The following is a 12,379-nucleotide window of genomic DNA, read 5'->3' as shown; positions in this document are numbered from 1 at the left end:
TTCAGCTCTTATAATCAATTCTGTCAATTCTGTCATAGCCCAAAAGGAAGATATAATCGTCTATATAAATCATTTCCTCATAGGAGCCCTCGGAGCTTATCTTTTTTTCGCTCCCCCCCTTGAAATTATACTGCGTTATGCCGTCCTTTCCGAGAACGCAAACATGTCCGTCTATAATACGGATACATTTCGCGTTATTATTTTCAAATTCAGAATAATTCGGCTCTTTATTTTCACTGTCAACAGTAGTTATATAGCTTAATCTTTTAGTCTCATTCTGGAAAAGCAATGCTGTTTTACCGTTTTGGTAATCCCAATCAATCAATTTGGCCGGATATTCATATTCCTTCTGCATTTCGCCCTTGCTATTATAATATGCGTATTTAGTATCTCCGATTACCAGTATACCGCTTTCGCCTCCGTAAAGCTTAAGACACAATGTATCCAGCGGCTCAGATACCCAGTTATCCTTTTTGGAATCGAATGAAACTGAAATTATTTTAGAATATACATAACCTCCGCCGGCGTCGGCAGTCGCAAGAACACAGCCGGTCGCCTTTTCGTTGAACGCAAGATCAGTTACCCGTTCAACGCAGTTTCGAGTATAGATTTCCTCCCCAGACTCATCGTATACTATCAGCCGGCAGATATAAGTTTCCGAGCTTGTTATAACAGCGGCTCTTCCGTCATCGCTCAGGCGGGCAAAAATTATATTGTCCTCAAGCTTTTTGGAATATATTATTTTGCTCCTGCTTTCAACTCTGAAACGATTACCTCCGCTTTCATATACCATCGCTTTTTTTCCGGCAGTCTGAAGCATAGCGTTTGAATAAGCGTGCTGTCTTTCTTCATAAAGCTCGCCGTTATCGTTGTATATGTATAGATATGCGTCGCTTAATATCGCAAGATATCCGTTTAGGTTTCCGGTCTGATAATCAATGCCTCCGGAAATACTAAGAGGGAAGTTTCCCTCCGCAAGCTCTCCGTTTGATTTTACGCTCTGAAACCTGCTTCCTATTCCCTCAAGCTTCGGGAACCATACATCTCTTTTCGAATAAAGCATTACGGCAGTTCCGACGATAAACATAAAAGCTGTAAATTTAATGAGCTGCCGACGTCTTTTTTTTCTTTTTCTCAGAAGAACAATGTCAACGTCCCTTGTGTATCTGTCCATTAAAGTCCCTTTCAGTTCAATAAAACACCCTGTTGAGATACAGCCCGTGGGGCTGTGCCGTCTTGCCTGCAAGCAGACGGTTTCTTGATTTGATAATTCCGTCTATATCGTCCGGCTTAATTTTTCCTTCGTTTACCGAAAGCAGAGTACCGACGATAATCCTAATCATATTATACAGAAAACCGTCGCCTTTTACAAGCATTTTAACCGATTCACCATTAATTACTATGTCAAATTTCTCTATAGTACGGATTGTGTTCTGCTTTCCGTCATAATTCGAGCAAAAGCCGGCGAAATCATGCGTACCGACAAAGATTTTAGCCGCGTAAGACACCAGCTCCGCGTCAAATGGGCGTCGGTAATGATACTCCAGATCGGTAGTAAAGGGATTTTTACTTTCGCTGTTGTGAATAAGATAAATATATTCCTTGGCCCTGCATGAAAATCTTGCATGAAAATCAAGCGGCGCATCCTCGCATGAAAGTATTGATATATCATCAGGAAGTTCCCCATTTACGCCCCTTACAAAGCCTTTAGCCGGTATATTGCTTTCCGTCAGCACCGAAAAGCAATAATTATTTGCATGTACTCCAGCGTCCGTTCTTGAGCACCCGTTTATAATACATTTATGATTTAAAACCTTGGAAACATACCGTTCCACAACCTCCTGAACAGTCAGAGCATTATCCTGTCTCTGAAAGCCATGATACGCAGTTCCCCTATAAGCCATCATAACCTTGAGATTTCTCATTTATTTTCAGCCGTTCCTTCTCCTGACATAAACCTTTTCTTTTTAACCTTAGGCACAAAAATCCAAAGCAGTACAAGCGTAGCTACTGACAAAATTGAAATCACTGCGCCTACAACAAAACCCGGAGGACAGTACCTTAATTCAACAGTATGTTCCCCTGCCGACATAGGAACACATACAAATGCATTTTTAATTGACTGAACTTCCGTCTCCTTGCCGTCGACATAAGCCTTCCAGCCGCCGTCATACGGAATGGAAGTATACATTAGACAGTCGTCCTCAGCAATTATATTTCCCTTAATAATAGTATCGTCATATTTGGTAACGTTCAGAGCGCCTTCCAAAAGCTTCCGGTATCCTCTTTCAAATACATCGCTGTTTATCTGATACACATAAATAGTTCCGCTGCCGTTTTTCTGATCCTTAGCGTCAGCCTGAAACGATACGACGTCTCCCGCATTAAAGTCTCCCGCCGCAAAAATATCCATATATTTTCCGGAGCTGTGAGTGCGCATAACAGAATCTCCGACCTTTATTCTTACGTTCTTTATTTCACCGAAATCAAATGTTACATAAAGCGGACCGTCGTCCGGAACCGTATAATTGAATTTAAGATAACAATCCTCGCTTCCGTCGTCCGGAGCGCTGTACTGATAGCTGTAATTTCCGTAGCCCGACTTGATAACGTTAAGCCCTTTGTGCCCTACGTCCTTTATATCTACTCTGGTCAGAACGTCTTCTTCTATACCGGTTGCCAGTCTGAATAATTCGTTTTGATTATCAAACTGGATAAATGATTCGCCCTTGTATTCGCTGATACTGCTTTCCGCCGCAAAGCCTATGGGAAGATAATGATTGTTTTCATAAATTGAAACACCGTCTTTAGAAGCCAGCGGATCCAAATATGTCAGGTCGCCGGAATAGCTGTCGTGAGATATGAGATATTTAAGGTTTAAAAACATATTTATAACAGCCGTATTCTGATTGTAATAATACCTGTTGCCTGCGGCCGAAGCCTGAAGTCCCAGGCTCTTCATTATATTTGTAACGTTGACGTTTGCTGTTGACGAAAACTGGGACACTCCCTTATATCCGTAAAGAGCCGGATCGTTGATTGTATAATTGGACATGGTTTCTATTCTGTAAAAGCCGTTATCTTCAGATTCTACAGAGCCGATCAGGTCCGAAACGCTTTCGCTGTTTCTCGGATAATTGCTGTATCCGGTTACTGTTACCGTCTTAACTCCCGTATTTGCATTAATGCCCATTTCCACCAGACATACTGCGAACACAACATAATTTAAAATCTTAGAGTTAATGAGCTTTCTTTCATAGACAAACATTATGGCAACGAATATAAAACATACGACCACGCTTGAAAGCAACGCCTTTTCAGATTGATCCCTGTAGGATATAACGGCAATAATAAACGCCATTGCAGACATTGCTATCACATCAAATATATTCGCTTCTTCCCTCATCACAATGTAAGCTCTGTATGCCGTGGCAAGAAGGATAAATGATAAAAGAAAAGAGAAACGATACGGCAGCATATTAGTAAAATGAAATCCGTGCCACATATAATTCAAAACGTTCATATTGCAGCTTACAATAATAAACGCAAGATATACAACCGTTATTATTTTTTCCCGTATTTTAATTTTGGACGAACGCAGAAACACTCCAAGAAGAACCACGGCAAACATTCCGCAGTAAAAATTAGGAAGTCCCTCTTTTGCAGTCGGTTCATGAAAACCGATAACGTTTGATATCATTTTAAGCCAGTTTTCATAAAACGTTATAGTTTCCGGAAATTTATTGTCCACACTGTTGGTAAGCTGAAGTCCCAGAAACGCCGGCAGTAATACCGCTGCTCCCATACCGATTCCTATAACGGTAGCTCCCGCAATCTGTCCAAGCCTGCGAAGCGAATGTCTGAAGCTGTGCCAATCGGCTATTACAAGCGCGCCGAAAACCATAACCGTAAATATACAGGTAAAAAGTCCGATATAAAAACTTGATAACAGCGAAAGAGCCAAGGATATAGCATAAAGCTTATATTTCCCTTCTTTAAAAAGCTTTACAGTTCCCAATACGACGAGCGGCAGCAAAGCGACTGTGTCTATCCATATTATGTTCCAGTAATATCCCATGATGTAGCTGCAAAGAGCGTAGCATATCGCAAAGGCGGTTATTGAAATATCATTTTTATTGAATGTGTGCTTTAAAAATACCGCAAAGAAAAGACCGGCGCAGCCAATCTTTATAGTTAAAAACAGCGTCAGCGCTTCCCTTGAATATTCGATAGGGAAAAATACTGAAAGCAAATTCAGCGGACTTGCCGCATAATAAGACAAAAGGGAAATAAAATTCGTTCCCATTCCCGTATCCCATGAATAAAGCATAGAGGAAAAGCTCTGAAGCTTTTCATGCTCAACCCTGAAAAACGGATAATACTGATGCCATAAATCTGTTACAAGTATCTGCTTATCGCCGAAGGGATGTACCTCGCTTTGTATAAAAAATATCCAAATTATTAAAAAAGGCAGTATGAACGAAAGAATAAGAAATACCCTCGTTTCGCCTTTTCTGTTATAAAGCAGAGGATTTGGTTTTCCCGTTTTATTTTTTATTCGATCAGTTTTTAGCTTTCCTTTATTCATATGTCAGCCCTTTCTCAGTCAATAACATTAATAAATATTACAACGGCAAGAAAAAACAACGTTATAGCCAGAGAAATATAATCGGCTATTCCGCTTTTTAACTGCTTCATTCTGGTTCTTCCCTCTCCGCCTCGGTAACAACGGCACTCCATGGCAGTCGCAAGCTCTCCGGCTCTTCTCACTGCCGATACAAACAACGGCACTATCACAGGCACAACGGACTTCACCTTTTCCTTGATTCCGCCGCCCTCCATATCCGCGCCTCGCGCCTTCTGAGCAGACATTATCTTATCCGTTTCCTCAATCAATGTCGGAATAAATCTAAGAGCAATGGTCATCATCATTGCAAGTTCATGAACAGGAAGCTTAAATCTTTTAAGAGGACTCAGAAGTCTTTCAATAGCGTCGGTAAGCGATACCGGAGAGGTTGTGTATGTCAGAAGGGAGGTTCCCGCAATCAGGAGAAGTATTCTTATTATCATAAAAACCGAAGTTTCTACCGCCTCGTCTGTAATTGATATAAACTTCCATTGAAACAGCGGTATACCGCCGGTAATCATAAATAAATTAAGAATCGTCGTAAACAACAGTATCGGCAGTATAGGCTTCAGGCTTTTAGCTATCATTTTAAACGGTATAGAAGAGCACAGCAGCGCCGTTGCCGTAAAAACCGTACCGACCTCAAGACATATGGTGTTGCCGCCGATAAAGAGCATTATAATAAAAAGTAACGTAATAACAAGCTTGAATCTGGCGTCCAGATTATGCACGACGCTGCTTCCGGGAAAATACTGTCCTAATGTAATATCCTTTATCATTACAGCTTTCCTCCGCTTTTTAAATATTCAAGTATTTTTTCCTTGGCGTATTTGACAGTATAAACGTCATTTTCAATATCAATTCCCTTTTTTCTCATTAAATTAAAAACTCTTGTGATCTGAGGAACAGAAAGTCCTATTTTCTCTATTTCATCAGACTGCTTAAATACGTCCGAGGTTTTTCCGTAGCAAAATATCTCCGATTTGTTCATAACAAGGATTTTAGACGCATATCTGGCAACATCCTCCATGCTGTGAGAAACCAGCAAAACGGTGCAGCCCATATTCCTGTGATATTCCTTTATCTGCTCCAGAATAATGCCCCTGCCCTTAGGATCCAGACCTGCGGTAGGCTCGTCCAGTATAAGTACCTCCGGCTCCATAGCCATTACTCCCGCTATAGCCACACGTCTTTTCTCTCCGCCGGACAGTTCGAATGGAGATTTGCCGAGAAGCTCCTCCGAAATTCCTACCGCGGCGGCGGTTTGTCTGACGCGCCTGTCTATTTCGTGCTCGCTGAGCCTCATATTTTTCGGTCCAAACGCAATATCCTTATAAACGGTTTCCTCAAATATCTGATATTCCGGATACTGAAAAACCAGCCCAACCCGAAATCTTACCTGTCTTATTTTTGATTTATCCTCCCAGATATCCTGACCGTCAAGATATATCCTGCCCGACGTGGGCTTAAGCAGTCCGTTGAAATGCTGAATAAGCGTGGACTTGCCTGAACCTGTATGTCCGATAATCCCCGTAAATTCTCCCTTTTCTATTTCAATACTCACATTATTCACAGCCGTTTTTTCAAACGGCGTTCCCTGACTGTAAACATAAGTCAGATTTTCTGTTTTTAATATCGCCAAAATTAAAACTCCTCTTAGATTCCGAAGATATTTATGAAATCAGCTTAATAAGCATATCGGCGCATTCATCTTCAGTTATTATGTGGCCGTCAAGCTCCAGTCCGTATTGATTCAGCTCATATACAAGCTCCGTTACCTGAGGAACATCAAGTCCTACCGACTTTATCAATTCCACCTTTGAAAAAACCTCTCTCGGCGTATCGTCCAGTAAAACCCTTCCCTTATCCATTACGATTACCCTGCGGCACTGCGCCGCTTCCTCCATGTAATGAGTTATCAGTATAATGGTAATACCGTAATCCTCATTAAGTCTTCTAACAGTTGCCATTACCTCTTTCCTGCCGGCCGGATCCAGCATTGCCGTCGGCTCGTCCATTACTATGCATTTAGGTCGCATAGCTATTATTCCGGCAATAGCGACTCTCTGCTTCTGTCCGCCTGAAAGCTGATGAGGCGAATGAAGCCTGTATTCATACATATTTACAGCCCTGAGAGCTTCGTCTACACGTCTGCGTATTTCTGCCGGCTCAACTCCTAAATTCTCCAGAGCAAAAGCAACGTCCTCCTCAACGATGGTTGCAACTATCTGATTATCCGGATTCTGAAACACCATTCCAACCTTTTGCCTGACATCGAAAATACGGCTTTCGTCTTTAGTGTCTATTCCGTCTATATATACTCTTCCCCCACTTGGAAGCAATATAGCGTTCAGGTGCTTGGCAAAGGTAGATTTACCGCAGCCGTTGTGACCTAAAATTGCGGTAAACTCTCCCTCCTTAAAGACCAGATCAATATTATCAAGAACCGGAGATTCTTCCTCTCCGTATCTGAATACCAGCTTTTCAGCCTTAGCAAAATTCTCCATATTCAGCCTTTCTGCCATATAGCCGTCGAACCGCAGGGCAGACAAAGTCCGCTCTTTTCAACCGGAAGACCAATTTCATCAAACGATACTTCTCCGCCGTATTTTGAGCATACCGTTTCACCTAATATATATCCCATTACTGACGGCGAAAGTCCGGTCGTATAACTGTTTATAAGAAAAAACAACGGATCATTGCTTAAAGCTCCCGCACAAAGCTTTACCAAATCAAAAATACCGTCCTCAAGCTTCCATACCTCTCCGCCGGGCCCTCTGCCGTAGCTTGGCGGATCCATTATAATCGCGTCATACTTTCTGCCCCGCCTGATTTCTCTTTCAATAAATTTTCCGCAGTCGTCCACCAGCCAGCGTATCGGCTTATCAGCAAGTCCCGAAAGCGCAGCGTTTTCTCTTGCCCAGTTGACCATTCCCTTGGACGCGTCGACATGGCAAACGCTGGCTCCGGCTTTTGCGCAGGCCAGTGTGGCCCCTCCTGTATAAGCAAACAGATTAATTACGCTTACGGGACGTCCGGCGTTTTTTATCTTATTCATCATAAAGTCCCAGTTTACCGCCTGTTCAGGAAAAAGTCCGGTATGCTTGAAGCCGGTCGGCTTTATGTTGAATTTTAGTTCCCCGTAAGATATCTCCCATGATTCCGGCGGTTTTTTGGTAAAGCTCCACTTTCCTCCTCCGGACGAAGATCGGTGATAATGTCCCTGAGCCCTGTCCCACAAGGGGGATTTATGCGAAGTTTTCCATATTATCTGTGGATCGGGACGAATAAGCAGAATACCGTTCCATGATTCAAGCTTTTCCTGAGATGTGGTATCAATAATCCGATATTCTGTCCAGTTATCCGCTATACGCATATACTGCATTCCTTTACTGTTTATTTTTCCACGGCCGGACCTTTCCGCACCAGCCCTTTTCTTTCCAGTATTCATCATCGACAGGGAAAAATCCCTTTTTATGAAGCTTACTCATAAAATAAAAAAGCGCTTTTGTTTTTACGGAGGGCTTAATCCTGCCGTTTCTGTATTTAACCTTTTCGGCGATTTTTTCAAGACTTTTATTTATTTCGCCCTTTTTCTTTTCCTTGACTCTTTCCCATGAAACCTCCTTAACAGCGGCCCCATAGGTATAGATTCTGCCTATGCCCCAGAAAAACATACTGTCTTTTATATCCTTATTAGCGGATTTCATACCGGCGCCGGCGGCAGTTGAAAGTATTACCGCCTGTTTTGAAAATATTTTTTCCTCGGGACGGTGAACCATCCATCTCCAGCCGTAATGGTCAAGAAATGATTTCATAGCGCCGGTACAGTGATAAACATAAACAGGCGAGGTGAAAATCAAAACATCCGCCCTGTCAATTGCCTCCGTTATAGGCCTAAGCTTTTCGTAGTGAGGACATAGCATTTCGCTTTTTCCAAAGCAATTATTACATCCGCAGCAGAATTCGCCGAAATCGAGCGGCAGAAAAATTTCCGTAACATCGTCCGACAGCTTATCCGCAAGTATCTTTCCCATGTTATAGGTTGAACCCTTATGATTCTGACCGTTTATAACCGTGATTTTCATTTTCCTGTTCTTTCCCTGATTTTATCGGCAATAGCTACTGCAAAGCTGTTGATTTGCTTAAAATCACGCCCCTCAAGCATTACCCTTATAAGCGGCTCTGTACCGCTTTCTCTTACAAGTATTCTTCCGCCGTCGCCAAGCTCATTTTCATACATTTCTATAAGATCGGTTATCTGACTGTCGTTCTTCCATACCTCTCTGTTACGGGGACTGATCTTTACATTTATCATAACCTGAGGAAAATGCTCCATAACCGAAGCAAGCTCAGACATCTTCAATCCCGATTCAGCAAGTATTTCAAGCACCTTTGCTCCTGAGAGCTGACCGTCGCCGGTATTCGCTTCATCAAGGAAAATAATATGACCGCTTTGTTCTCCGCCCAGATTATATCCGCCCTCAAGCATTCTTTCAAGAACATATCTGTCTCCAACTTTAGTAGTCTGCATTTTTATATCATTATTTCTGGCGAAATAGGTAAATCCTAAATTGCTCATAACAGTCACGACGGCGGTATCCTTTTTAAGCTTTCCCTTTTCTTTATAGGCCTTAGCGCAAATTGCAATAAGCTTGTCGCCGTCTACAAGCTCGCCCTTTTCATCAACCGCAAGACATCTGTCGGCGTCTCCGTCAAACGCCAAACCGGCATGACACTTTTTATCAATTACAAACTGCATCAAATTATTTATATGGGTTGAACCGCAGTTCTCATTTATATTAACGCCGTTAGGAGAAGCGTTTATTACATATACGCTCGCTCCGAGTCCTTCAAAAAGCCTTTTTGCAGTTGCAGAAGCGCTGCCGTTCGCACAGTCAAGCGCAATTCTGAGTCCGGTCAAATTTCCCTTTATACATTTCATAATATATCTTATGTAGTCGGACTGGGCGTCACGGTAATAAGTTATTCTTCCGACTTCACCGTCGGCCGCAAGCTTCATATCCTGCGGCTTATCAAGAATAAGTTCTTCTATTTCTTCCTCTATATCATCCGAAAGCTTATAGCCGTCAGAGGAAAACAGCTTTATTCCATTGAATTCAAAGCTATTGTGAGAAGCCGAGATCATAACGCCCGCGTCAGCCTTTTTCTGCTGAACGAGAGCCGCTACCGCAGGTGTGGGAACTACTCCCAGTATCTGAACGTTAGCTCCGACAGAGCAAATGCCGGAAGCCAGAGCCGCTTCCAATACGTCCGATGAAATTCTTGTATCCTTACCGATAAAAATAGTCGGCTTGTGTTTCGTTCTTTTTGTAAGCACTATAGCCGCTGCTCTTCCGATATTCATTGCAGTTTCGCATGTAAGCTCGGTTATGGCAACTCCTCTTGCTCCGTCTGTTCCGAATAGTCTACCCATTTGTCATATATCTCCTTAAGAATTTATAATTTTAGCTGACCGCTTTCATCATCGTCCCGATCCTTTTCAAACCCAAGATGGGCGTACGCCAGGTTTGTAGCAACTCTGCCTCTAGGGGTTCTGGCAAGAAATCCAAGCTGCATTAAAAACGGCTCGCACACGTCCTCAAGCGTAACGGCCTCCTCGCCGATTGCAGACGCAAGCGTTTCAAGTCCCGCCGGACCCCCGTTATATCCTTTTATTAGCATTGTAAGCATTCTCTTATCAAGACTGTCAAGCCCCAAAGAATCAATCTCCAGCCTGTTGAGCGCAATAGACGCTATTTCCGAGGTTATTTCGCCGTCGCCCATAACCTCGGCAAAATCTCTTACACGTTTAAGCAGTCTGTTGGCTATTCTCGGAGTTCCTCTTGAGCGTTTAGCAATCTCGTCCGCTCCGTCGCAGCTGCAGGGAATTCCCAGTATGGAGCTGCTTCTTCTGATAATATCGCTTAGCTGCTCATGAGTATAAAGCTCAAGACGCTGAACTATTCCGAATCTATCGCGGAGAGGCGACGTAAGCTGCCCTGCCCGCGTGGTAGCGCCCACCAAAGTAAACCTTTCGAGATCGACTCTTATAGAACGAGCCGACGGTCCCTTTCCTATAACTATATCAAGCGCGTTATCCTCAAGCGCAGGATATAGAATTTCCTCAATTGCTCTGGAAAGTCTGTGTATCTCGTCAATAAATAATACGTCGTTAGCTGAAAGGTTAGTAAGAAGAGCGGCCAGATCCCCCGGCTTTTCAATTGCCGGACCTGTTGTTATCCTTAAATTCGCGCCCATTTCATGAGCTATTATTCCGGCAAGAGTTGTTTTTCCCAATCCCGGAGGACCGTAAAGCAGTACATGGTCAAGCGGTTCCCCCCTGCGCTTTGCCGCTTCTATATAAACCGCAAGATTTTCCTTGACCTTATCCTGTCCAATATATTCCTGCAACGTCTGAGGACGGAGAGTAAACTCCGTTTCGGTATCCGCTTCCGAATATTCGGGAGCTACCGCTCTTCCTTCAAACTCAATATCTCCTGTTTCTATCAATTTAATCTCCCGTTATTTCATCTGACTGCCGATAATCTTAAGGGCGCGCTTAATAATCTCTCCCGAATCGAGAGAGCTGTCGATTTTTGAAACCGCTGAAGCCGCCTCCGCCTGAGTATATCCTAAAACCATAAGCGCAGACATAGCCTCCGACACGTTATCTCCTGAAGGCGCTTCAGGTATTCTGAAGCCCTCGGCAAGCTCCTTAGACGAGGTTTCTTTTGCTATTTTATCCTTAAGCTCCAATACAATTCGCTGTGCAAGCTTCGGACCTACCCCCTTGGTTTTAGTAAACGCCTTACTGTCCCCGGAAGCAATAGTAAGCGCAAACCTCTGAGAATCCGTATCTGACAGAATAGCAAGCGCAGCTTTCGGCCCCACTCCCGAAACTGTAATGAGCATTTTAAAGCAGCTAAGCTCCTGAGTAGTATAAAAGCCGAAAAGCTCAATATTATCCTCCCTTACATATAAATATGTATAAAGACTAATTTCCTTTCCTACCGCTCCGAGCTGCGAGGAGGTTGAGCATGTGGTTCTGCACGCATAACCGACTCCGCCGCATTCAATGACGGCCAGAAACGGCTCTTTATGTATAAGCGTACCTCTTAAACTATATATCATTTTTATTTTAACTCCGTATAATTATTTTCTTATTCCTTTGCAGCAATGACCGTGACATATGGCAAGAGCCAGCGCGTCGGCGGCATCGTCGGGCTTAGGTATTTGTTCAAGCTTCAATATACGCCTTGTCATATCCATAACCTGCTTTTTTTCCGCCTTTCCGTACCCTACGACAGCCTGCTTTACCTGTAGCGGCGTATATTCAAAGACCGGGACGCCGTGTCTTACGGCGGAAAGCACTACTACTCCGCGCGCCTGAGCCACGTCTATGGCGGTTTTCTGATTATTTGTAAAAAACAGCTTTTCAATAGACATACAATCGGGAGAGAATTTTTCTAAGATATAATCTATATCGTCGGCTATACTTTTAAGCCTCCGCGGAAAATCGGTGTGAGCCTCCGTAAGAATCGCTCCGTATTCAAGCGGAGCGAAATTCATGCCCGAATAATCAGCAATACCGAAGCCGACTATAGCATAACCCGGGTCTATTCCAAGTATACGCAAACAAACTCCTCCAAAAATATATTTATATTTTATTATAGCATATAATGCATCAAAGTTTCAATAGAAATATGTGAATTAAGCTGTTTTTTTTAGTTTTTTTATTAAATGGAATAA

At 43.0% G+C, this 12,379-nt stretch carries 12 protein-coding genes; all 12 read right to left on the bottom strand.

Annotated elements, in window-relative coordinates:
• Window position 1: 1 nt before the first annotated feature.
• The 12 genes from ACYQ0N_RS02100 to ruvC are packed head-to-tail and all read right to left on the bottom strand — an operon-like array spanning window position 2 to window position 12,265.
• A complete protein-coding gene (locus tag ACYQ0N_RS02100; RefSeq protein ID WP_177532568.1) occupies window positions 2-1,174 on the bottom strand; it encodes a DUF5711 family protein in 1,173 nt (390 codons plus the stop codon).
• Window positions 1,175-1,190: 16 nt separating this feature from the next.
• Complete coding sequence (gene truA, locus ACYQ0N_RS02095) at window positions 1,191-1,925, bottom strand: tRNA pseudouridine(38-40) synthase TruA (protein ID WP_177532569.1); 735 nt, start codon at window positions 1,923-1,925, stop codon at window positions 1,191-1,193.
• Window positions 1,922-4,588, bottom strand: a complete 2,667-nt coding sequence (locus tag ACYQ0N_RS02090; RefSeq protein WP_177532570.1) for a YfhO family protein — start codon at window positions 4,586-4,588, stop codon at window positions 1,922-1,924. The genes truA and ACYQ0N_RS02090 overlap by 4 nt, the downstream gene beginning before the upstream one ends.
• 14 nt (window positions 4,589-4,602) lie before the next feature.
• Window positions 4,603-5,406: an energy-coupling factor transporter transmembrane component T family protein gene (locus tag ACYQ0N_RS02085; RefSeq protein ID WP_177532571.1), complete on the bottom strand. Its 804-nt coding sequence runs from the start codon at window positions 5,404-5,406 to the stop codon at window positions 4,603-4,605.
• On the bottom strand, window positions 5,406-6,269 hold the full coding sequence (locus ACYQ0N_RS02080) for an energy-coupling factor transporter ATPase (protein WP_177532572.1): 864 nt from the start codon (window positions 6,267-6,269) through the stop codon (window positions 5,406-5,408). Before ACYQ0N_RS02080 ends, ACYQ0N_RS02085 begins: the two co-directional genes overlap by 1 nt.
• A 31-nt stretch (window positions 6,270-6,300) precedes the next feature.
• Complete coding sequence (locus ACYQ0N_RS02075) at window positions 6,301-7,152, bottom strand: energy-coupling factor transporter ATPase (protein ID WP_460161712.1); 852 nt, start codon at window positions 7,150-7,152, stop codon at window positions 6,301-6,303.
• Window positions 7,137-8,003, bottom strand: coding sequence for a class I SAM-dependent methyltransferase (locus tag ACYQ0N_RS02070; RefSeq protein ID WP_177532573.1), 867 nt, complete (start codon window positions 8,001-8,003; stop codon window positions 7,137-7,139). Before ACYQ0N_RS02070 ends, ACYQ0N_RS02075 begins: the two co-directional genes overlap by 16 nt.
• Before the next feature lie 13 nt (window positions 8,004-8,016).
• Window positions 8,017-8,715: an NAD(P)H-dependent oxidoreductase gene (locus ACYQ0N_RS02065; protein WP_177532574.1), complete on the bottom strand. Its 699-nt coding sequence runs from the start codon at window positions 8,713-8,715 to the stop codon at window positions 8,017-8,019.
• Window positions 8,712-10,064 (bottom strand): phosphoglucosamine mutase, encoded by a 1,353-nt coding sequence (gene glmM, locus ACYQ0N_RS02060; RefSeq protein ID WP_177532575.1) that lies wholly within the window; start codon window positions 10,062-10,064, stop codon window positions 8,712-8,714. The genes ACYQ0N_RS02065 and glmM overlap by 4 nt, the downstream gene beginning before the upstream one ends.
• A gap of 23 nt (window positions 10,065-10,087) precedes the next feature.
• Window positions 10,088-11,140, bottom strand: a complete 1,053-nt coding sequence (gene ruvB / locus ACYQ0N_RS02055; protein WP_177532576.1) for a Holliday junction branch migration DNA helicase RuvB — start codon at window positions 11,138-11,140, stop codon at window positions 10,088-10,090.
• Between the two features lie 12 nt (window positions 11,141-11,152).
• Complete coding sequence (ruvA, locus tag ACYQ0N_RS02050) at window positions 11,153-11,761, bottom strand: Holliday junction branch migration protein RuvA (RefSeq protein WP_177532577.1); 609 nt, start codon at window positions 11,759-11,761, stop codon at window positions 11,153-11,155.
• A gap of 21 nt (window positions 11,762-11,782) precedes the next feature.
• Window positions 11,783-12,265 (bottom strand): crossover junction endodeoxyribonuclease RuvC, encoded by a 483-nt coding sequence (gene ruvC / locus ACYQ0N_RS02045; RefSeq protein ID WP_177532578.1) that lies wholly within the window; start codon window positions 12,263-12,265, stop codon window positions 11,783-11,785.
• Window positions 12,266-12,379: the final 114 nt, after the last annotated feature.

Source organism: Ruminococcus sporogenes, from assembly GCF_054655175.1.
Note: the sequence above shows the minus strand (reverse complement) of the source record. Positions and strands in the feature narration are given on the sequence as shown.

Excerpts from the sequence above, each read along its gene's own strand:
- glmM (WP_177532575.1), bottom strand. The coding sequence starts at position 10,064 with ATGGGTAGACTATTCGGAACAGACGGAGCAAGAGGAGTTGCCATAACC.
- ruvA (WP_177532577.1), bottom strand. The coding sequence starts at position 11,761 with ATGATATATAGTTTAAGAGGTACGCTTATACATAAAGAGCCGTTTCTG.
- ACYQ0N_RS02090 (WP_177532570.1), bottom strand. The coding sequence starts at position 4,588 with ATGAATAAAGGAAAGCTAAAAACTGATCGAATAAAAAATAAAACGGGA.
- ACYQ0N_RS02085 (WP_177532571.1), bottom strand. The coding sequence starts at position 5,406 with ATGATAAAGGATATTACATTAGGACAGTATTTTCCCGGAAGCAGCGTC.
- ACYQ0N_RS02070 (WP_177532573.1), bottom strand. The coding sequence starts at position 8,003 with ATGCGTATAGCGGATAACTGGACAGAATATCGGATTATTGATACCACA.
- ACYQ0N_RS02075 (WP_460161712.1), bottom strand. The coding sequence starts at position 7,152 with ATGGCAGAAAGGCTGAATATGGAGAATTTTGCTAAGGCTGAAAAGCTG.
- ACYQ0N_RS02100 (WP_177532568.1), bottom strand. The coding sequence starts at position 1,174 with ATGGACAGATACACAAGGGACGTTGACATTGTTCTTCTGAGAAAAAGA.
- truA (WP_177532569.1), bottom strand. The coding sequence starts at position 1,925 with ATGAGAAATCTCAAGGTTATGATGGCTTATAGGGGAACTGCGTATCAT.
- ACYQ0N_RS02065 (WP_177532574.1), bottom strand. The coding sequence starts at position 8,715 with ATGAAAATCACGGTTATAAACGGTCAGAATCATAAGGGTTCAACCTAT.